Annotated in this window: 21 protein-coding genes; 13 read left to right on the forward strand and 8 right to left on the reverse strand. The window is 43.7% G+C overall.

Features of this window, described 5'->3' with window-relative positions:
• Positions 1 to 69: 69 nt before the first annotated feature.
• The 6 genes from BK820_RS05360 to radA all read right to left on the reverse strand — a co-directional run bounded on the left by BK820_RS05360 (position 70) and on the right by radA (position 5,824).
• Positions 70 to 594 carry a tetratricopeptide repeat protein gene (locus BK820_RS05360; RefSeq protein WP_004815000.1) on the reverse strand — a complete coding sequence of 175 codons (525 nt, stop codon included), beginning with the start codon at positions 592 to 594 and terminating at the stop codon, positions 70 to 72.
• 97 nt (positions 595 to 691) lie between these two features.
• Positions 692 to 1,030: a DUF3325 domain-containing protein gene (locus tag BK820_RS05365; RefSeq protein ID WP_071320335.1), complete on the reverse strand. Its 339-nt coding sequence runs from the start codon at positions 1,028 to 1,030 to the stop codon at positions 692 to 694.
• Positions 1,027 to 2,715 (reverse strand): PepSY-associated TM helix domain-containing protein, encoded by a 1,689-nt coding sequence (locus BK820_RS05370; protein ID WP_004815005.1) that lies wholly within the window; start codon positions 2,713 to 2,715, stop codon positions 1,027 to 1,029. Before BK820_RS05370 ends, BK820_RS05365 begins: the two co-directional genes overlap by 4 nt.
• A gap of 1 nt (position 2,716) precedes the next feature.
• Complete coding sequence (locus BK820_RS05375; protein WP_004815006.1) at positions 2,717 to 3,079, reverse strand: hypothetical protein; 363 nt, start codon at positions 3,077 to 3,079, stop codon at positions 2,717 to 2,719.
• Between the two features lie 230 nt (positions 3,080 to 3,309).
• Entirely contained in the window at positions 3,310 to 4,317 is a 1,008-nt protein-coding gene (locus tag BK820_RS05380) for a Tim44 domain-containing protein (protein WP_004815009.1), read from the reverse strand.
• A 121-nt stretch (positions 4,318 to 4,438) separates the two neighbouring features.
• Positions 4,439 to 5,824: a DNA repair protein RadA gene (gene radA, locus BK820_RS05385; protein ID WP_004815011.1), complete on the reverse strand. Its 1,386-nt coding sequence runs from the start codon at positions 5,822 to 5,824 to the stop codon at positions 4,439 to 4,441.
• A 187-nt stretch (positions 5,825 to 6,011) separates the two neighbouring features.
• On the opposite strand from radA, the gene BK820_RS05390 reads away from it, so the two are divergent.
• Positions 6,012 to 6,440, forward strand: a complete 429-nt coding sequence (locus BK820_RS05390) for a hypothetical protein (protein ID WP_004815014.1) — start codon at positions 6,012 to 6,014, stop codon at positions 6,438 to 6,440.
• Positions 6,441 to 6,514: 74 nt separating this feature from the next.
• On the opposite strand, the gene BK820_RS05395 is transcribed toward BK820_RS05390, so the two are convergent.
• A complete protein-coding gene (locus BK820_RS05395) occupies positions 6,515 to 7,861 on the reverse strand; it encodes an alanine/glycine:cation symporter family protein (protein WP_048882429.1) in 1,347 nt (448 codons plus the stop codon).
• A gap of 322 nt (positions 7,862 to 8,183) precedes the next feature.
• Between BK820_RS05395 and BK820_RS05400 the strand changes: the two genes are divergently transcribed.
• From BK820_RS05400 to BK820_RS05425, 6 genes are all read left to right on the forward strand, one after another.
• Entirely contained in the window at positions 8,184 to 9,587 is a 1,404-nt protein-coding gene (locus tag BK820_RS05400) for an amino acid permease (RefSeq protein ID WP_004815018.1), read from the forward strand.
• Positions 9,588 to 9,719: 132 nt separating this feature from the next.
• Positions 9,720 to 9,953, forward strand: coding sequence for an LPS translocon maturation chaperone LptM (gene lptM / locus BK820_RS05405; protein ID WP_071320391.1), 234 nt, complete (start codon positions 9,720 to 9,722; stop codon positions 9,951 to 9,953).
• 24 nt (positions 9,954 to 9,977) lie between these two features.
• Positions 9,978 to 11,222 carry a diaminopimelate decarboxylase gene (gene lysA / locus BK820_RS05410; RefSeq protein WP_071320336.1) on the forward strand — a complete coding sequence of 415 codons (1,245 nt, stop codon included), beginning with the start codon at positions 9,978 to 9,980 and terminating at the stop codon, positions 11,220 to 11,222.
• Positions 11,223 to 11,234: 12 nt separating this feature from the next.
• Complete coding sequence (gene dapF / locus BK820_RS05415) at positions 11,235 to 12,080, forward strand: diaminopimelate epimerase (protein WP_008302374.1); 846 nt, start codon at positions 11,235 to 11,237, stop codon at positions 12,078 to 12,080.
• A 109-nt stretch (positions 12,081 to 12,189) separates the two neighbouring features.
• The gene (gene xerA / locus BK820_RS05420) at positions 12,190 to 13,122 is read left to right on the forward strand and encodes a site-specific tyrosine recombinase/integron integrase (RefSeq protein WP_071320337.1); all 933 of its coding nucleotides are present in this window, start codon (positions 12,190 to 12,192) and stop codon (positions 13,120 to 13,122) included.
• 197 nt (positions 13,123 to 13,319) lie between these two features.
• Positions 13,320 to 13,700: a hypothetical protein gene (locus BK820_RS05425; protein ID WP_071320338.1), complete on the forward strand. Its 381-nt coding sequence runs from the start codon at positions 13,320 to 13,322 to the stop codon at positions 13,698 to 13,700.
• Positions 13,701 to 13,755: 55 nt separating this feature from the next.
• Here BK820_RS05425 and BK820_RS05430 read toward each other — a convergent pair whose 3' ends face one another.
• Complete coding sequence (locus BK820_RS05430) at positions 13,756 to 14,250, reverse strand: Lrp/AsnC family transcriptional regulator (RefSeq protein ID WP_071320339.1); 495 nt, start codon at positions 14,248 to 14,250, stop codon at positions 13,756 to 13,758.
• A gap of 114 nt (positions 14,251 to 14,364) precedes the next feature.
• Between BK820_RS05430 and BK820_RS05435 the strand changes: the two genes are divergently transcribed.
• The 6 genes from BK820_RS05435 to BK820_RS05460 all read left to right on the forward strand — a co-directional run bounded on the left by BK820_RS05435 (position 14,365) and on the right by BK820_RS05460 (position 21,757).
• Positions 14,365 to 14,970: a LysE family translocator gene (locus tag BK820_RS05435; RefSeq protein WP_048882434.1), complete on the forward strand. Its 606-nt coding sequence runs from the start codon at positions 14,365 to 14,367 to the stop codon at positions 14,968 to 14,970.
• Positions 14,971 to 15,526: 556 nt separating this feature from the next.
• Positions 15,527 to 16,279 (forward strand): electron transfer flavoprotein subunit beta/FixA family protein, encoded by a 753-nt coding sequence (locus BK820_RS05440; RefSeq protein WP_004815037.1) that lies wholly within the window; start codon positions 15,527 to 15,529, stop codon positions 16,277 to 16,279.
• A gap of 18 nt (positions 16,280 to 16,297) precedes the next feature.
• Positions 16,298 to 17,230, forward strand: a complete 933-nt coding sequence (locus BK820_RS05445; RefSeq protein WP_071320340.1) for an electron transfer flavoprotein subunit alpha/FixB family protein — start codon at positions 16,298 to 16,300, stop codon at positions 17,228 to 17,230.
• Positions 17,231 to 17,444: 214 nt separating this feature from the next.
• On the forward strand, positions 17,445 to 17,711 hold the full coding sequence (locus BK820_RS05450; RefSeq protein ID WP_228715851.1) for a hypothetical protein: 267 nt from the start codon (positions 17,445 to 17,447) through the stop codon (positions 17,709 to 17,711).
• A 586-nt stretch (positions 17,712 to 18,297) separates the two neighbouring features.
• Positions 18,298 to 21,273 (forward strand): DNA gyrase subunit A, encoded by a 2,976-nt coding sequence (gene gyrA / locus BK820_RS05455; protein ID WP_071320342.1) that lies wholly within the window; start codon positions 18,298 to 18,300, stop codon positions 21,271 to 21,273.
• Between the two features lie 67 nt (positions 21,274 to 21,340).
• Positions 21,341 to 21,757, forward strand: a complete 417-nt coding sequence (locus tag BK820_RS05460) for a DUF4878 domain-containing protein (protein ID WP_008302383.1) — start codon at positions 21,341 to 21,343, stop codon at positions 21,755 to 21,757.
• The last annotated feature ends 5 nt before the right edge of the window (positions 21,758 to 21,762 follow it).

Genomic DNA, 21,762 nt, shown 5'->3' on the forward strand with positions numbered 1-21,762 from the left:
CACAATTTAATTTACAGTCTCTGTTGGAACAATCCATAAATAAAGCCCATCATCTGATGGGCTTCTTCTTTATTCTATTTCCTGCTCAGCTTCGTCTGCTTTTTGTGTCCAGTAATCTGCCTGTATGTCATCTGCTACCACACCCAAACCATTGGCATAGATAAAGGCAAGGTCACGCATGGCCTGAACTTCACCCCATTCAGCTGCCTGTTTCACCAGTGCAATAGATTTTTCGACATCTTTTTCAACTACATCACCACGACGATAAAAACCTGCCAGTTCTAAAGTCGCCGCTGGGTGTTTTTCGAAATTGGCTTTGCTAAGCCAGTAATAGGCTAACTCAAAGTGAGCTTTAGAATCTTCCGGGTCTTCCTCCGCAATTTCTTTGGCATAAACCGTATAACCTTCACCGAGCCAGTACATGGCTTCAACCAGACCGCCATTAGCCGCTTTCAGTGCCCATTCTTCAGCCAGGATAATGTCATCTTCATGCTCGCTGTGCATATATAGTTCGGCAAGCTCAAATTGTGCTTCGGCATTGCCTGCCAGTGCGCGGTTTGCCAGAGTGGCAGGGGGAGAAACACGCTCGGTCATGTCAAAATCTCAAAAATCTTTGCATGTAGATTAAAAGGTTCAAAATAAAAAAGCCAATCCGAAGACTGGCTTTTTTATAAAAGGAATTAAATTGAGCTTAAAATACGCAAATTAGTCCAGAAATGAAGGCAATAAGCACAAAGCCAATACTGATTATTTTAATTTTTGATTCAAAGTAAGTTAGGCTCAGACCAACTGCTAATGCTGCAAAAGTCAGACTGCCTAGCCAATAGCTGACCATATTGCTGATCGTACCGCTAAACAGGCAAAAAATTAGCGCAATGAACAGTAGTCCCCAGCCAGCAAGTGTGGCTAATCGGTTTTTGCCAGCATCCAGTTCTTTGCCAAATATCTGTTTTTGATGTTTAGACATTGAAGCAGCCAGGGCAATAAAGCCCAGTGAAGATACAGACCAGATGAATAAGAAGAACATCATACTTCAGTCTCCACAGCTGTAGTCTTGGCTTTTTTAGCAGGCAAGCCTTGGTGATTTTTCACTTTCTTAAGGGCAAGCCAGAACACAACAGCTAGTAGCCACATAGCCAGATCAAAGCTCGCAATGACCCATTGACCATTCGCTATAGTATTCCAGATTGGCTGTCCACCAGTCAGGACATTTATGACCGGAAGCAGGGCAAATAAAGCAGTTGCCAGTGCCAGCAGCTCTAACCAGGCCTGACGATGCGTCCGGATCATGGCATAGAAGAAAGTCAGCACCCATACTATAAAAAAGGTACGGATTTCCCAGTTGGCACGCATTTCCAGTTCCACCGGAATAAAACGATTGGCATAGAAGTAAGCAGCACAGGCAATAGGTAGACCGATAATTGCTGCGATATTGGTCACTTCCACCGTATGATAACCAAAGGATTTATAGCCCTGTTTCTGCTGTTGCGGTGCACGTTTCACACACCATAGAATCAGACCAGTAGCGATCATCAATGTGCCGACAATACCGGACAGGAACAATAACCAGCGCAGGGCTAGATCCACACCGCGTGCTTCATGCAGTGAAGTCACTACGTTATAGATGCCATTCGCGACTGAAGGGGTTTTTAGTTCGGTTTGATCCGGTTTGAGCGCACCGGTTACGCCGTTGAATTCCAGACTTGGGTACACGCTACGATAGGCAACACTGATACCATTCAGAGCACGTAATTCGATTTCAGCTTGGCTGGTATTTGGCCGAATAATGGTGATGGTACCAACCGGATTGTTATTCCATTCTTTGTCCGCAGCTGCCAGAACCGGTGCCAGATCGGTTAAAGGCGCTGGACGGGCAGAGGAATTTTCGTCACGAGATCGACGTGCTTCACCGCGACCTGCCATTTTACCTCGTTCGCCACGACCTGCACGAGATTCAGCTTCCTGACTATTATCTTGAACTAAAGTTTTACGCTGATCTTGGAGGAAAGCACCACGATTTTCATAAATCTGGTTTACGCCCCAAGGCATGATGGTAAATAACAGCAGCAATAAGCCACTGAATGTAATCATAATATGGAAGGGAAGTGCAAATACCGCGGTTGCATTGTGTGCATCTAGCCATGAACGTTGTCCTTTGCCTGGGCGGAAGGTAAAGAAATCCTTAAAGATTTTCTTATGGGTAATAATCCCGCTGATAATCCCCACCATCATCAGTAAAGTCGCAATCCCGACAATCCAGCGTGCCCACATACGTGGCATGCCATATAAATCAAAATGAAAACGGTACAGGAAACCACCACCACGGGTTTCGCGTGCTTCTAGTACTTCACCGGTTGCACTGTCCAAAGTAATTCGTGTGCCGCCGCGGCGTGCACGAGGATCTTCACCAGCGCCACGGATATTGAGCGTGGTATAGTTCTGACGCGCATGCGGCAGCTGAATGGCCCAGCTACCCGCATCAGGATGATTTTTCTGTAAATAGGCGAGTGCCACTCGGGTCTGTTCAATCTGGGTGGCTTGCGGAACAGACTGGTGCAACTCTGGTTTCATCCAGATAGTAATTTCATTCTGGAAAAAACTTAATGTACCTGTCAGAAAAATCGCATAAAGCAGCCAGCCCAAGATTAAACTGGCCCAAGTATGCAACCATGACATTGACTGGCGTGGACCTTCCGGTTTTGCATCTGGTCTCATCTTATTTCCCTAAAAACTGGTAAGCGATATAGAACAACCCAGCTGGAACCAAAATGCCCAGCGTCGCTTTTAGGGTTTTATTGACCATAAATACCCAGATGAAAGCCCCTGTCTGTAAAAGAAAAGCGATCATAGTGGCGGATATGGCAGCACTACTTTGATAATCACTGAAGTACTGAGCAATGACTATGGCTGCAAAAGTGGCTAAAGCATATCCGCCTAAAGCAGCAAGTATGAAACGGTAGAAAATCATAAAGCGATAAGCCGTGAGTTTGGGCTGCACTTTCTTTTTAGATCGGATGACTGGATTCGGGACAGCTAATTTTTCAGTAGCTGTAAGATCCATATGAGGACTGCTGGTCATTGAAAATACTGCTATTTAACTGTGGGAATTTCATTGATGCGAATGATAACAATTATTGTTTATATTTTAAATAACTATTTTTAAAGATCTTTTAAATGATTAAACTGAAGTGTGAGTTTAAGCAGTATAAATAGGGGGATAAATAGATTGTGAAACACAGCATGGGAACCCAATACTGAAAATAAAAACAGCGGCTCGAAGGCCGCTGTTTCATTAAAAATACTTAAGTCTTAGCTTTCTTGCTGGATACCCGCAACCAACCAGTCTTGGTTAGAACCTGCAGGTTTTACAAAGTGCCAAACTTCAGCAAATGGCTGTGGCAGACTGTTCAGGTCTTCACTTACTGTACCGGTAAAGCGTACGCTCACCACGTATTGACCATTTTCATTTGATGAATCTACAACCATGGCATTCAGGTTAGAGAACTCAGCAACGTCCTGATCCTGATTCGCCATAATGTCGTTATACATAGACTGATACAGGTCAGGGGTCAGATAACGCTGAATTTCTGAAATGTTGCTTGCCGTATTCATAGACTGAATATGGTTAAAACGCTGACGCGCAACACGCAAGAAGGCAGCAGGTTCAGTACCATCAGGAAGCTGACTACCGCTTTGAGTATAAGCAGTACCAAACGGCGCATTATTTACCGGAGCAGAACCAAATGGGGCATTATTGCCTGGTGTTTGACCACCGACATTCTGACCAAAGATATTGGTGCTATCGCCACCGCGAGGTGCAGCAGGTGCTTGACCAAATGGTGCTGACGAACCAGCACCATTGTTTGGAGCGAATGGATTGCTAGAAGTTACTTTTTTTTTTGCGCCCATCTTACGGAAAATGAAGAAGGCAACAGCTGCAGCAAGTAAGATCCAGATCCAGCCTGGGATACCACCTTGTTCTTCTTCTTGAACAGCTTCAACTTGTGCTTGAGATGCCGCGTTGTCATCTGCCAAAGCATTCGCTGCGACGGCACCAATTGCAGCACCCGCTACACCCGCAGCAACCATACCACCAACACCTGAACCAGATTTCTGCTGAGTTGCTGCACCTGCAGTCGGAGCCTGTTGTGCAGGAGCTGCCTGACGAGGTTGTTGATAAGTCTGAGTCGGCGCAGCAGAACGTTGCATACCATGGCTTTTACCACCACCGGCACGTTTTGCTTCAGCAGCTAGAGGCGCAACCAGTAATGCTGCAGTCAAGAAACCCGCGATCAAACCGCGCTGTCGAACTTCCATTCAATTTTCCTATGTAAAAAATATATTTGAACACTCTATTTATATAGGCTTTACATGGAATTTCAATCAAAAAACTGTATTTTTTTACCGAAATTCCAAACTGAGTGCTACAAATTGAATCCTACAGTTCATCACTCAAAGTCATGGCTTCACTGAGGGCTTCATGCAGACGGGCAACCGCAATAAAGCGTACGCCCGGAATTTCTTTCTGCGGGGCATTAGCACGCGGCAGGATAATATATTTAAAACCATGCTTGATGGCTTCTTTGAGACGCTCCTGACCATTAGGTACCGGACGGATTTCTCCTGATAGACCAACTTCACCAAACACAGCCAGTTGCTGCGGCAGAGCTTTACCACGGATACTCGATGCACAGGCAAGTAGAACTGCCAGATCAGAACCCGTTTCGGTAATCTTTAAACCACCGACGATATTGACATAGACATCCTGACCAGAGGTTTGTACGCCGCCATGACGATGCATTACGGCTAACAGCATATTCAGACGGTTTTGTTCCAGACCTAACGCTACACGACGCGGTTGACCATGCGCATCATCGACCAGTGCCTGAACTTCAACTAGCAGTGGACGTGTACCTTCACGGCTGATCATCACAATTGAACCGGGTATGGCTTCATCATAACGACTCAGAAAAATGGCAGACGGGTTGGAGACTTCACGCAAGCCCTTATCGGTCATGCCGAATACACCAAGTTCATTCACCGCACCAAATCGGTTTTTTACCGCACGGATCATTCGATAACGCGAATCTGACTGACCTTCAAAATATAGAACGCAGTCCACCATATGTTCCAGCACACGCGGACCTGCGAGTGCACCTTCTTTGGTGACATGACCGACAATAAACAGGGCAGTTCCGCTATTTTTGGCAAAACGGGTCAGGAGCGCTGCTGATTCACGAATCTGTGATACACCACCCGGTGCAGACTGCAAGGTTTCAGTATAAAGCGTTTGAATCGAGTCGAGGATTGCAACCGCTGGTCGTTCCTGTGCCAGTACTTCACAAATGCGTTCCACACAGGTTTCTGCCATAACTTTAAGATGTTCAGTTGGCAAGTCTAGACGCTGGGCCCGTAATGCCACCTGTGATAAAGATTCTTCACCTGTCACATAGAGTGCGGAACTGTTACCCGCGGCCATATGTGTGGCAGTTTGTAGCAGAATAGTCGATTTACCAATCCCTGGATCACCACCAATCAGTACAACGGAACCTGTCACCAGACCACCACCCAGAACCCGGTCGAATTCTCCAATTCCGGTCGGCATGCGACTTTCATGTGAAACAGAAACTTTATTAAGCGTGGTAATCGCAGCGGCCTGACCAGCATAGCCGCCAATTTTAGGCTGGGCACGATGAGTCACCGCAGGTGCAATGTTGACTTCCAGCAAGCTGTTCCACTCACCACATTCAGCGCACTGACCAGACCATTTAGGATGGTCTGCACCACATTGCTCACAACGATAGACACTTTTTGCTTTAGCCATAGTTTCCGAAAAACAAGATTGGGAATAGGGCTACAGCATAGCGGTGAATGCCACCGAAAACCAAGATCTTCACCTGAAAAATTCGCTGTTTTACGTCAGCGTATGACGTATCTGCATCTGCTACTCTACATAAGCATCAAATACACCCTATAATGACCTTAATCATCACGGGAACAGGAAACCAAACATGCCACAACATATGCAACATATTGATGCAATCGCACGTGAAAAAGACCGTGATGTATTATTTGTACATTTTGAAAATTATGAACATGAAAATGCAGATGCTGACTCCTATCACCTGCGCCAGAATCTGATGGAGTGGCTGGAGCAACGCCAAATTGCTTTTGTACCATGTATGGGGATTGAACAACCCGGTGTGATTGAAAGCTATTCAGGTGATCTTTATATCGATGTGCCATTTGATGAAGCCAACCCAATCTATCAAATGCTGAGTGACCATCTGGAAGATAGCGAAGGGGAAATGAAAATTCCTGGCGTACTATTTTTTGTCTTATCTTTGGAAACTGCGCTTGAGATTGAAGCAGATCGTGAGGAATTTCTGAATCTTAATCAAAATCATGATGACGATGAATTTTCAGGTCGTCTGAACTGATTTCGTTTAGAACACTGGGACCGTAAGAAAAAGCCACTTTTACAGTGGCTTTTTCTTTAGGGCTTTAGATTATATTAATAAAGCTCACCAGACTTGCGTCGGGCAATAAAGTCTTTCGATTCTTTGGCAATCACACCTGAAAGCAGTAACAAGCCGATCAAGTTTGGAATCGCCATCAGACCGTTGAAAGTATCGGCAAACAGCCAGACCAGATCCAGTGTAGCTATACAGCCAATGAATACGGTAGCAATGTAAATAATGCGGTAAGGCAGAACAAACTTTTCACCGAGCAGGTAAGTCGCACATTTTTCGCCATAGTAGCTCCAGCCCAGAATAGTGGAGTAGGCAAAAAAGATAATGCCGAAAGTCACGACCCAACCACCAACGCCCGGTAACAGTTTGTCGAATACACCGATAGTCAGTACCGCACCAGTTTGACCACCAAAATCATTGCCCGCCATGATAAAGCCCATCACCAGCACAATACCGGTAATCGAACAGACAATAATGGTATCAATAAAAGTACCTGTCATCGATACCAGACCCTGACGAGCCGGGTGATCCGTTTTTGCTGCAGCAGCAGCAATGGGTGCTGAACCCATACCGGCTTCATTCGAGAATACACCACGTGCCACACCGTAGCGAATCGCTGCACCAATGGCGCCACCAACTGCTGCTTCACCGGTGAATGCATAGGTAAAGATCATTTTCAGGGCAGGGCCAACCAGCTCCAGATTATTAAAGATAATGATCAGACCGCCCGCGACATAACCAATCGCCATGATCGGTACAATAAAGGAAGAAGCTCTGGCAATGGATTTAATCCCGCCTAAAATCACCAGTGCAGAAAAGGCTGTGATGATCACGCCTGTAACCCAGGTTTCCAGACCAAAACCATTTTCAACGGCCAGTGCTACCGTATTAGACTGTACCGAGCTGCCGATCCCGAAAGAGGCAACAGCACCAAAAAATGCGAAAATTAAGGCTAACCATTTCCATTTCAGGCCGCGTTCGATGTAATACATCGGACCGCCAGACATTTCACCTTTCTCATTTTTTACCCGGTATTTTACCGCCAGAACACCTTCGCCATATTTGGTCGCCATACCGAACAGGGCAGTCATCCACATCCAGAAAACTGCACCAGGGCCACCCAAGACACAGGCTGTTGCCACCCCGGCAATATTACCGGTACCAATGGTGGCAGAAAGGGCGGTCATGAGTGAGCTAAACTGGGAAATATCGCCTTCGTGGGAAGGATGTTTGCCAAAAACCTGTTTAAAGGCCAGTGGCAACATACGGAATTGCCAGAAAAGTAATCGGAAAGTAAGGAATACGCCAGTACCGACAATCAGTACCAGCATATATGGACCCCAGACCCAACCACTGAGGGTTTCCATGATGCTTTGTAAATTTTGCATAAAGTTCTTCTTATTCGTCCTGAGTATCAGTTTAAAGTTCACTTAATTTTAATCAAGCAAATGACATGCCAGACGTGCTCATCCTCAGCACTATTCACGACATTTTTATAGGTTTATTTTTTACACAGTTTCGGAACTTTTACAACAAATATGCAGGAAATTTATCCAGAGCTTCTACGACTAAAGAGAACCTATTCGTTATATAAGAAAAATAAATTAACTTTTAAGATTAAGTGGAAAATACAAATGATGCGAATTTTCTTTTTGTATTCCCCCTTTTTTGCGTTAATTTGTCGCGATTAGACATCGAAGTTGAAAAATAATGTCAGGTCATCATACTGGTTCGCCGTCCGAAAACGGCGAGCTGCAGCGTAGTTTATCCAATCGACACCTGCAGCTGATTGCGATTGGAGGTGCTATTGGTACCGGCCTGTTTATGGGCTCAGGTAAAACCATTAGTCTGGCAGGGCCTTCGATTCTGGTGATCTATATGATCATCGGTTTCATGGTATTTCTCGTGATGCGTGCATTGGGCGAGTTATTACTGTCAAATTTACAATATAAGTCATTTATCGACTTCTCTACGGATCTGATCGGACCATGGGCGGGCTATTTTGTAGGCTGGACCTACTGGTTATGCTGGATTACGATCGGAATTGCCGACCTGTCTGCGATTATTTATTATTTACAGTTTTTTAATAATGGTCTCCCATTTACCCCGGGCGAAGGGGTATTAATCAGTATCGCCTCTATTGTCTTTATCATGGGACTGAATCTGGCCACCGTGAAGCTCTTTGGTGAAATGGAATTCTGGTTCGCCCTGATCAAAATTATTGCGATTGTAGTGCTGATTGCGGTTGGTCTGTGGATGATTTTCACCGGCTTTACCAATGATGCCGGTACGGTTGCATCCTTTGCGCACATTTGGGATCATGGTGGTTTGTTCCCAACCGGTGCCATGGGCTTCTTGGCTGGTTTCCAGATTGCAATTTTCGCCTTTGTGGGTGTTGAGCTTGTAGGCACCACGGCTGCGGAAACCAAAGACCCGGAGCGTAACCTGCCAAAAGCGGTGAACTCGATTCCGATCCGTATCATTATTTTCTATGTACTTGCTCTAGTCATTGTAATGTCTGTGACGCCGTGGGATCAGATTAATCCAAGTGTTTCTCCGTTTGTGAATCTGTTTAGCCAAGCCGGTATTGCAGCTGCTGCGATCATCATGAATCTGGTGGTGCTGTCATCAGTGATGTCTTCAATGAATAGCGGTGTGTTTTCGACCAGCCGTATGCTGTTTGGTCTGTCGCGTGAAGAACAGGCACCGAAAGCTTTCGGTCGTTTGAACCCCCGTGCTGTACCTGCCAATGCCCTGTATTTCTCTGCAGTCTGCTTATTATTAGGTGCGGCGTTACAGTATTTTGTACCGAATACTGTTGAAGCCTTTACATTGGCAACGACATTATCAACCATCCTGTTTATCTGTGTATGGCTGATGATTATCTGGAGTTACATGATTTATTACCGTACCCGTCCAGAGCTACATGCCAAATCAGTATTCAAGCTACCAGGTGGCTTGGTGACTTGCTGGATCGTGATTATTTTCTTTGTCGGCATGATTGGTGTGCTGGCATTAGAAGATGATACTCGCCGTGCCTTGATGGTCAGTCCGATCTGGTTTGTTCTACTGATTTTGGGCTATTTAGGCTTCTATAAACAGAAACATAAATAATCCATATCAATAAAAACGTCAGCGATCTGCTGGCGTTTTTTTTTGTCTAAAGATACTCTCTAGCGTTTAACGCTTTGGTCATGGCGAATGATCGCGTTATACTTCATCGAAACTATTCAATTAGGTGGTCAGATGCGCCAAGTCATTTGCTACATCAGTATCTTAGCAGCAGGTCTTGCTCTTGCAGGTTGTGGTCAGTCAGGTGCCTTGCACTTTCCAAATGATCCGGATTACGACAAGCGTGCCAAATATCTGCTCTATAAAAATACCGAAGCTGAGTCTAAAACTTCCGATGAAGAACGAGATGCCCCTGTGCAACAACAGTTTGCTGCGCCCGAAACATCAGATTCAACCATTACACCTTAACGCTTTCAAAGAAAGGATACCTTCATGAGTTTCACCCGTATTAATGGGGTATTGCATGCCGAGCAATGTTCACTGCAACAGCTGGCAGAGCAATTTGGCACACCACTCTATGTTTATTCAAAAGCGACTTTTGAAAAGCATTATCTGGACATGGATCGTGCATTTGACTTTATTGATCACCAAATCTGTTTTGCCGTGAAGTCAAACTCCAATCTTGCGGTATTGAATGTATTGGCAAAACAAGGGGCAGGTTTTGACATCGTCACGGGCGGAGAGCTGGCACGTGTACTGAAAGCGGGTGGTGAACCTTCTAAAATCGTATTTTCGGGTCTAGGTAAATCAGAAGCGGACATCAAGAAAGCGCTAGAAGTTGGTATTGCCTGCTTTAACGTAGAATCTTATGCCGAGCTGGATCGTATTCAGAAAGTTGCGGCAGAACTGGGTTTAAAAGCGCCCATCTCACTGCGTGTGAATCCAGATGTAGATGCGAAAACTCATCCCTACATTTCAACGGGTCTGAAAGAAAATAAATTCGGCATTCCATCGGATAGCGTATTTGAAACTTATCAGTATGCAGCATCTTTAGCCAACTTGGATGTCGTTGGAATTGACTGCCATATCGGTTCACAGTTGACTGAAACCCAGCCTTTTGTAGATGCGCTGGATCGTGTCATCGTGATGGTCGACCAGTTAAAAGAGATGGGCATTCACCTCAAACATATCGATATCGGTGGTGGTTTAGGGGTGACTTATAAAGATGAGACACCGCCATCTGTTCAAGAATATGCCAATGCGTTGCGTCCGGCTTTAGAAAAGCTGGGCCTGAAAGTCTATATGGAACCGGGCCGTAGTATTTCTGCCAATGCAGGCGTGCTACTGACCAAAGTGGATCTGCTCAAACCGACCAATCACCGTAATTTTGCAATTATTGATGCGGCAATGAATGACCTGATTCGCCCAGCTTTATACGAAGCATGGATGGACATTCAGTCTGTGACACCGCGTAATGATGTCGAGATGAAAGAATGGGATGTGGTGGGTGCAATCTGTGAAACTGGCGATTTCCTCGGTAAAGAGCGTGAGCTTGCGATCAAGGAAAATGATGTGCTGGCAGTACTCGGTGCTGGTGCTTATGGTTTTGTGATGAGCTCGAATTACAATAGCCGTGGCCGTGCTGCTGAAGTGATGGTTGATGGTGATCAAGGACATTTGATTCGCGAACGCGAAACGATTGAATCATTGTGGGAACGTGAGCGTTTATTGCCTTAAGGAGACAGAATAATGTTACTTGAATTTACCAAGATGCATGGTCTGGGCAATGACTTTATGGTGGTTGACCTGATCAGCCAGCGTGCTTATCTGGATACCCTGACTATTCAGCGTCTGGCAAATCGCAATTTTGGCATTGGATTTGATCAGTTACTGATTGTAGAACCACCTGATGTAGCGAGTGCTGATTTTAAATACCGTATTTTCAATGCCGATGGTTCTGAAGTAGAACAATGCGGCAATGGCGTGCGCTGTTTTGCCCGTTTTGTGCATGAGCGTCAGCTGACGACGAAAACTAAAATCAAAGTACAGACCAAATCTGGCATTGTGGAACCTGAATTGGGCGCCAATGGTTGGGTGCGCGTCAATATGGGCTATCCAAAATTCTTGCCTCAAGAAATTCCATTCCTGGCCGATGAACCGGATAATCTGTATGACATCGATCTGGCAGAGGGTGAAAAACTCACGATTGATGTAGTGAACATGGGTAATCCTCATGCGGTAACAGTCGTACCGGATGTGATTAATGCAGATGTAGCCCGTATTGGTCCACAAGTAGAATCGCATGCGCGTTTCCCGGCACGCGTCAATGCAGGCTTCATGCAGATCATTGATGAAAAGCATGCGCGTTTACGCGTATATGAGCGTGGTGTAGGTGAAACATTGGCATGCGGTACGGGTGCTTGTGCAGCCGCAGTATCTGGTATGCGCCGTGGCCTACTTGCCAACAATGTCGAGATTGAACTGGCGGGCGGCAAGTTGCAGATTGAATGGGTCGAGGGGGATGTAGTCTGGATGACTGGTCCAACCGCAACTGTTTATGAAGGTCGCTTAGACTTACGTTATTTCCAAGCTTAATTTAAAAAGCCCTGAAGAGTCAGGGCTTTTTTATATAGGCCGAATAAATTATTTTTGCATTATTTGATAGACTGATGTTTGTCAGGCTCAAACAGCCAAGGAGGATAGAATGCAGCTTGATCCACAGCAATTGTTATCCATATGGCTCAAAGAACGTGAAATCCAGAACCAGTCCAAACATACTTTGCAGGCCTATGAGCGTGATGTTTCCGACTTTCTGAATTTTTGTCAGCGTCATGCTTTAGCACTCGGAGATATTGAATCAACAGATTTACGCCAGTTTATGGCGGAAAAAGTTGAACAACAGGGCCTAAGTTCCAGCAGTCTGCAGCGGCTACTTTCAGCAATTCGCCAGTTTATGAAATGGGCTGAACAGGCACAGCATGTCAGTTTTAATCCGGCAGATGATTTTCAGCTGAAAAGACAATCCAGACCTTTGCCCGGTATGGTTGATATTGAAACCATTCATCAGATTCTGGATCAGCCTGAACCTGAAGGTGAGGTGCAGCAGCAGATGTGGAAACGCGATAAGACAATTCTGGAACTGCTTTATTCCAGTGGGCTACGTCTGGCTGAAATACGAGGCCTCAGAATTAAAGATATTGACTTCAACCGTCAGCTGCTTCGCATTACGGGTAAGGGGAATAAAACCCGTATTGTGCCATTTGGTTCCAAAGCCAAAGACAGTGTCATGGCGTGGTTACAGATTTATCCTCTATGGCATGGTGATTTTGTGCCAGAAGCACATGTCTTTATCACTCAGAAGGGTAATCCGCTAGGGGCAAGGCAGATTGAAAATCGGGTCAAGCTTCAGGCGCAGCGTGCAGGCGTCAATGTGGATCTGCATCCGCATTTGTTAAGACATTGTTTTGCGAGTCACATGTTATCCAATAGCCGGGACTTACGAGCCGTGCAGGAAATGCTGGGACATAGTAATCTGACTACAACCCAAATTTATACGCATGTCGATTTTGATCATCTGGCGCAGATTTATGATCAGGCGCATCCACGGGCACAACATAAACCTGAAAATCTTAAATAATCATTATTAAAAATATAAGTTGGCATAAAAATTTCATAAAGAATATTTATGCTGAGAGAAATAGAATGACCATGCAGATTATTTCACTATGGTCTTATTCGCGAAAAGCTAAAATTCAGGTATAACAAAAGAACAGAATTTAAGCTACAAAACAGGGTATGGCTGAAAAGAATTCAGCCTGACAGGACTGGAAGTATATGGGCACAGAAATTATTGTAGATATACAACAAAAATATGATCGGTTAAGCGAAGCACAAAAAGAAATTTTTGCAGGTTATGGTCTGCGCCAGATCAAACATTTTGTGGAAATCAGTCTGCCAAATATTGCAGCATCTTTACCTGAAGGTGCTCATGTGCAGGGAATTAATACAGATGGTAAGGTTCAAGCCTACAATCCTGATAGCCATGAATACTATATCTGGATTTCAGACTTGCAATGGCAAGCGACTACTCGTGCGACCAAGGCAGTGGACTTAAAAGAAGATGCCATCGAAATCTGGAAGATCTTTGATTTAAAATCTTATGAACTGATTGACCTCAGTCATGTGCACCGTGACTTTCTGGAAAGTCGTGTCTAAAATTGATCTTCAGTAAAAAAGGACGATATCAATCGTCCTTTTTATTTGGCCAATATTAAAGATCATCTAAAGGTAGTTGAAAACTCTGCTTGATAATCTGACTCGGTAAATCGGTTTTGACACTGGTAATCCCATTCTTTTTAGTTAAATGCGTAGACTGGAATTTACGATAACTTTCCAGATCGGGCACCACCACTTTGAGCATTGCATCACATTCACCCAAAATAATATAGCATTCCATCACTTGGGGCAGTTCCTTCATGGCTTCAATAAAGGTGTCAATCGTTTCAGCATCCTGACCCACTAGCCAGATACGAGAAAATAAAATCAGCTGAAAACCAATCTTCTGCTGGTCCACGATCGTGGTATAGCTCTGGATTACCCCCGCATCTTCAAGCAGTTTTACCCGACGCAAACACGAAGAAGGCGAAAGACCAATTTCACGTGCCAGATCATTATTCTGAATCCGGCCATTGGCCTGTAAATGTCGAATGATATTTTTATCAATACGATCGAGTTTTACTCGAATAGACTTGGAAGATATCTTCATAAAATAGAATAATATTCTAAAAATAATTCATATTATAAAATAAATTGAAAGCCTATTTTGTAAAAAATCGCAGATACTAATTTCACTTTCCGACATGTACAGAGGAACAAGGAAATGTCTGTATTTGCACTTTTTGCACTGACCGTGCTTCCCCTTATTTTTACACCTGGACCAGATATGCTATTTATCCTGTCTCAAGTGATGGGTAAAGATGCAAAAGCAGGCATGATGGCGACTATTGGGGTATGTTGCGGTTATCTGGTGCATTCGATTCTGGTGGCGTTAGGAATTGCAGCAATTATTATGTCTTTTCCAGTGCTGTTTGAAACCATTCGCTGGTTAGGAATTGCTTATCTGTTATTTCTGGCATTTAGTCTGGTGAAATCGGTATTTAGCAAAAATACGTTGATCATTGAAAAGAAATCATCCAGCAATCCGGTACAAAAAGGCTTCATTACTGCGTTACTGAATCCGAAAGGCATGCTGATTTACTTTGCAATCCTGCCGCAGTTTATAGATAAAAGTGGGAATACGGTGAGCCAGGGTTTGATTCTGTCTTTTATCTTTATTGCCATGATCTTTGTGGTGTATTGTGCTTTAAGCCTTTTATTTGCTCGACTTACCCGTTCGGCTCAGATTGATGAACGTAAGCAAAAGTGGATTGATGGGACTTCAGGTGGTTTATTGGCACTCGCTGCTTCATGGCTAATCATTAATTAATAAGCTATAAAATTCACCAATGTTCATCAAATAAGTCATACATTCGTTTTAAAAATTTAAAAGCACGTGATCACAGCGTGCTTTTTTAATATATTTCCTTATAAAAATTATTTTCTGCTATTTCATTGATCTATTTATAAGTAAGAGGGAATTTTGACCAAATCTGGAAGAATGAATCGAACCCATCACCATATGTCAGAAATGACAGATTTAGATAGGAGTAATTTGTATTCTTTATAATAATAGTGACAAGAAATGAAATTAAATTTTATAAAATAGATCAAATCTTTTGATGTGCATAATCAAATAAAAAGATACTAAAAATCAATAGTTAAATTTTAAATAAAATGATGAGAATTTGTTCTGTATAAATGTCAAATCTTGAAATGTGAACGCGACGTTCAAGGAAAATTACGCATTTTTACACCCTATTGGTGAATTGTGACTTGACCGAAATGCCGAACGCATTGCAAGATAGGGCACCTAAAAAAATTTAAGTGAAGAGTTATTATAACTTTTCTAAATATTTACATTTGCTAAAACAGCCGAGGATTACATGAAGGCTCTTGTTGCTGTAAAACGTGTGGTTGATGCCAACGTTAAGGTTCGCGTTAAGCCGGACAACAGTGGTGTTGACTTAACAAACGTTAAAATGTCAATTAACCCATTCTGTGAAATCGCAGTGGAAGAAGCGGTTCGTTTAAAAGAAAAAGGAACTGTTTCAGAAATCGTTGTTGTTTCTATTGGTCCTAAAGAAGCTCAAGAACAAATCCGTTCTTCTATGGCTCTTGGTGCTGACCGCGGTATCCTGGTTGAAGCTGATGACAGCCAATTAGGTGCGTTAGAAGTAGCGAAAATTCTTAAAGGTGTTGTTGAAGCTGAACAACCACAATTGATCCTTCTTGGTAAGCAAGCAATTGATGACGACTCTAACCAGGTTGGTCAGATGCTTGGTGCACTTCTAGGTGCAGGCCAGGGTACTTTTGCTTCTGAAGTGAAAGTTGAAGGCGACAAAGTACAAGTGACTCGTGAAATCGACGGTGGTTTACAAACTGTTGAATTGAACTTGCCAGCAATCATTACCACTGACTTACGTTTGAACGAGCCACGTTATGCTGCTCTTCCAAACATCATGAAAGCGCGTAAAAAACCGCTGGATACCAAGTCACCTGCAGATTTCGGTGTAACCACTACAACTAAACTGAAAACAGTAAAAGTTGAATCTCCTGCAGAGCGTAAAGCTGGTGTACAAGTGAAGTCTGTAGACGAGCTTGTAGAAAAATTGAAAAACGAAGCGAAAGTGATCTAATACAGAAGGATAAAAATCATGAGTATTTTAGTTATCGCTGAGCACGACAACAAAGCATTAAACGCTGCTACTTTAAACGTTGTTGCTGCGGCGCAAAAAATCGGTGGTGATATCACTGTATTGGTTGCTGGTTCTGGCGCTCAAGCAGTTGCTGACCAAGCGGCTAAAGTTGCTGGCGTAAGCAAAGTATTGCTTGCAGATGATGCTGCTTATGCAAACCAGTTGGCTGAAAACGTAGCGAAACTGGTTGCTGAATTGGGCAAAGGCTATAGTCATATTCTTGCTGCTTCTACCACGACTGGTAAAAACATCCTGCCACGTGCAGCTGCATTACTAGACGTAAGCATGATCACAGACATCATTGCTGTTGATTCTGCAAACACATTCAAACGTCCGATCTATGCAGGTAACGCGATTGCAACTGTAGAATCTTCTGAATCAGTTGTTGTTGCAACTGTTCGTGGTACTGCATTCGATCCAGTTGCTACTGAAGGTGGTTCTGCTGCTGTTGAAGCTGCTACAGCGACTGGTGATGCTGGTATTTCTAAGTTCATTAACGAAGAAATCGTTAAATCTGAACGTCCAGAATTAACAGCTGCTCGTATCGTTGTTTCTGGTGGTCGTGGTGTTGGTTCTGGTGAGAACTATCACAAAATCCTTGATCCACTTGCAGACAAACTGGGTGCAGCTCAAGGTGCATCTCGTGCGGCTGTTGACGCAGGCTTCGTTCCTAACGATATGCAGGTTGGTCAAACTGGTAAGATCGTTGCGCCTGACCTGTACATCGCTGTAGGTATCTCTGGTGCGATCCAGCATTTGGCAGGTATGAAAGAGTCTAAAGTGATCGTTGCGATCAACAAGGACGAAGAAGCACCAATCAATGCAGTCGCTGACTACTGGTTAGTAGGTGACTTGAACACTGTTATTCCAGAGTTAGTATCTAAAATCTAATTCCTGAATACAGTTTAAAAAGACGCTCTTGCGTGAGCGGTAAGTGAATACTTACTGCTCTGTTCAGGGGCGTTTTTATTTATAATGAAAAATGAATAAAATAATAATGAAAGTTTCTATATTGCCTCTATATCAGCCTTTAATCGAAAATGCTCGATTTTATCGATTGTTTTGTTCAACTCTAATACTATTCATTCTTGCTGTATTGGCTTATTTGATCATCTTAATACAGATCGCTGGACTATGGCTTATTTTTGCTGCCTGTAGCTTTGCAGGATTCATCTACCTGATCTATTTGAATACGCTTTCAGATGCACAGGTACTTGCGAAAGCAGAGCAATGGATCGAGCTTGATAATCAGCGATTTCAGAACAGTGCTTATGGTATCCAAGGCGATGCGCTGATGGTATTGATGTTTATTTTCCCTTTTGTATTACTTACGTGGTTGTTATATAGATGTTCTAAATTATTTAAAAATTAAGTATGAGAATTTGAATAATGATTAGAAAATTGGACTGAAAATAAAGATTGGATATGTTGCTTTTGGTGCTTAATAGGGCAGATATTAAGCGAGCTTTAGAAGATTTAAAAGTAATACTAATATTCATATTTTAATTTACTTGCCGGTTTAGCGGCGTCTTCCTGTGAACTTTGATGATCTGTTACCCTGACGCATGCTGGTGATATTGATTGTCGTCCAGTATTTAATTACCTAGCCATTGATGCAGCTGGATTGCACGCAGGAAAATCTTCTTTGTATACTTGATCAAGAAAGAAACAGGGGATTCAGTACAAGATATTTCCGTGTATAAAATGCGATAATTCAAGCTAAGAATGAACCTCTGTGTGCAGAGGTTTTTTTATGCGTTAAAAATTGTGAAGTGGTTAAAATTTCTACCAAAAATCCTTTGGATAGTTGGGTCTGAAACGGCTTAATTTAGCCTGATTTATGCTATACTGTCCGACTGAATTTTAAATATTGGTTCAGCGTTTTTTGAACCAATTTATAGCTGGATTTACGACATATAAATACAGGTCAAACAGGACCTGTAGAATAAGGAGTATGCATGAGCGTATCGGAAATTAGACCGATTGCCATTGAGGATGAACTTAAAAGCTCATATCTCGATTATGCGATGAGCGTGATTGTGTCACGTGCATTGCCAGATGTACGAGATGGTTTAAAACCGGTTCATCGTCGTGTGCTTTTCGCAATGCACGAATTAGGCAATGACTATAACAAAGCATATAAAAAATCTGCACGTGTAGTCGGTGACGTGATCGGTAAATATCACCCGCATGGTGATTCTGCCGTTTATGAAACGATTGTCCGTATGGCACAAGACTTTAGCTTGCGTTACCAGTTGGTTGATGGCCAGGGTAACTTCGGTTCTGTCGATGGTGATAGTGCAGCGGCAATGCGTTATACCGAAGTACGTATGCGTAAGCTGACCCATGAGCTCCTTGCTGATCTTGAAAAAGATACAGTGGAATGGGAAGACAACTACGACGGTTCTGAGCGCATTCCACAAGTCATGCCTACGCGTATTCCTAACCTGTTGATTAATGGTGTTGCTGGTATTGCCGTAGGTATGGCGACCAATATGGCACCGCATAACATGACTGAAGTCATCAATGCGTGTTTAGCCTATGCCAATGATCCGAATATCAGCACTGAAGGGCTGATGGAACATATTTCGGGTCCAGATTTCCCTACTGGCGGTATTATTTACGGTAAATCGGGTATTGTAGATGCCTACCGTACCGGTAAAGGCCGTTTGCATATCCGTGGTAAATACCACATCGAAGAAGATGCCAAAACTGGTCGTAGCACGATTGTATTCACTGAAATTCCTTATCAGGTCAACAAAGCGAGAACCATTGAGCGTATTGCTGAGCTGGTAAAAGAGAAAAAACTCGAAGGGATTTCTGAACTTCGTGACGAATCTGATAAAGAAGGGATGCGTATTGCGATTGACCTGAAGCGTGGTGAAAATGCTGAAGTAATCGTGAACAACCTGTTCCAGAATACCCAGTTAGAAAACTCATTCAGCATCAACATGGTTTGTCTGGACAATGGACAACCGAAGCTGATGAACCTGAAAGACATCATTGCGGCATTTATCCGTCATCGTCAGGAAGTCGTGACACGCCGTACCATGTTTGAGTTACGCAAAGCACGTGAACGTGGTCATATCCTGGAAGGTTTGACGGTTGCACTTGCAAATATCGATCAGATTATTGAAACCATCAAGACTTCTGCAAACCCGGCTGAGGCGCGTGAGCGTCTACAAGCGGGCGAGTGGGCAGCAGGCGGTGTAGCAGCATTACTTGAAAAAGCAGGCGCAGTTTCTGTACGTCCTGACGAAATTGAAGGTGAAGATCCTAATCGTCCATTCGGTATTGATGGTGATATTTATCGTTTATCACCGACCCAAGTGAACGCGATCATGGAGCTGCGTCTCCATCGCTTAACAGGTCTTGAACAAGATAAGCTGCAAGCTGAATATTCTGAAATTCTTGCGCAAATCGCTGAATATACGGCCATCTTGAATGACTTTAATTTATTGATGAATGTCATTCGTGAAGAGCTTGCACTGATTCTTCAGCAATATGGCGATGCACGTAAAACCGATATCGTTGAATCACGTATTGACTTCTCTCGTGAAGATTTGATTCCTGAAGAGCAAATGGTGCTGACAGTTTCAAAAACTGGTTATGCAAAAACTCAACCATTGTCTGACTACGCGGCTCAGCGTCGTGGCGGCCGTGGTAAGTCTGCAACCAGCATGAAAGAAGACGATTATATCCAGCATATGGTGGTTACTTCGAACCATGCAACCGTGCTTTGCTTCACCAATGTCGGTAAGGTTTACCGTCTGAAAGTCTACGAAGTACCACAAGCCTCTCGTGGTGCCAAAGGTCGTCCAATGGTGAACTTGCTGCCACTAGATGACAACGAAACCATTACTGCAATCTTGCCAGTGATTGATGCACCGAAGAAATTCAAAGAACGTTTGGCAGACTTTAAAGCATTTGTAAAAGCCAATGCTGCTCAGCTACAAAGCAACGAAGTGATCAACAGTCACTTTGCTGCACTAGAAGCTGCACTTACTGAATCTGAAGAGGGTGCAGATGACATTTCTGATGCACTGCGTGTTCAGTTGAAAGAATTGGGCTTAGCGCTTTCAACCACTGATCTTGATGACGACATCATCAATGATTTTGCTCAGCAAGCTGAAGCCGTTCGCAAGAATTTCTATGTGTTTATGGCGACCGAGTACGGTACGATTAAACGAGTAGAACTGGAACAGTTCTCAAATGTTCGTTCAAACGGTTTGCGTGCGATTGAACTGAATGGCGATGACACCTTAATTGGTGTTGCGATTACTGACGGTGAACAGCAAATCATGTTGTTCTCGAACGAAGGTAAAGCCATTCGCTTTGCAGAAACTGATGTACGTTCAATGGGTCGTTCAGCCAAAGGTGTGCGCGGTATGCGTGTGACCATCGGTGCTTCGCAAGTTGAAGATGCAGAAGATGCAGAGGTTGAATCTGATGATGAAGATGCAACTGAAGCGAACTTCATTAGCCGTATCGTATCTCTGGTTGTCGTGCCTGAAACGGGTGAAGTACTGTGTGCCTCTGCAAATGGCTATGGTAAACGTACGCCTGTAGATGACTTCCCAACCAAAAAACGTGGCGGTAAGGGCGTGATTGCGATCAAGACCTCTGAACGTAACGGTGAGCTGGTGGGTGCAGTGGCAATTGATGCATCTAAAGAGTTGATGCTGATTTCTGATGGCGGTACTTTGGTTCGTACCCGTGCATCTGAAGTGGCACAAACTGGCCGTAATGCACAAGGTGTTCGTCTGATCCGTCTGGCTGAAGATGAAAAACTGGTTGGTGTAGAAGCGATTGAAGCCGTTGAAGATGAAGAATTGGATGTATTGGAAGAAACAGAAGTTTCTGAAGATAATCTGGCTGAAACTCCTGAGGCTGTAGATGCAGCTCAAGATGGCGAAAATACAGCAGAAGACTAAGTCTTCAATTCTTATAAAAAGGGCGCTTCGGCGTCCTTTTTTACAGACTTTACTGGAAATGACCATGATGAAAACTAAATTGATGTCACTTGCTGGGCTAGCTCTTCTTGCCGGTTGTAGCACTACCGAACAGGTAGCAGATCCAAGTACAGCCCAAGCCCAGGCAGCAGAAATTGCCTATAATGACTTGCGTGATGGTAAGTATGAAGAATTTTTAAGTTATCTGGATCCGAAATTACAGCAGTATTTTCAGGAAAATCAGAAAACCATGAAGAAGTTTTCGCATTCCATTCCTGAAGGTGAGTATAAGTCTAAGACCTTGATGGTAAAAACTTTTGTTGAAAAATCAGGTCAACCAAGTGAATACAAGGTCAGCTATGAAATCGCTTATCCAAACAATCTGGTGCAATACGATGTCAGCTTTGACAAGCCCAACGGCAGCAGCAAAATCCAGAACTTTTATATCCGCGTATATGGGGAATAAGCTTT

This window comes from Acinetobacter sp. LCT-H3 (genome assembly GCF_001866125.1).
GTDB lineage: Bacteria > Pseudomonadota > Gammaproteobacteria > Pseudomonadales > Moraxellaceae > Acinetobacter > Acinetobacter schindleri.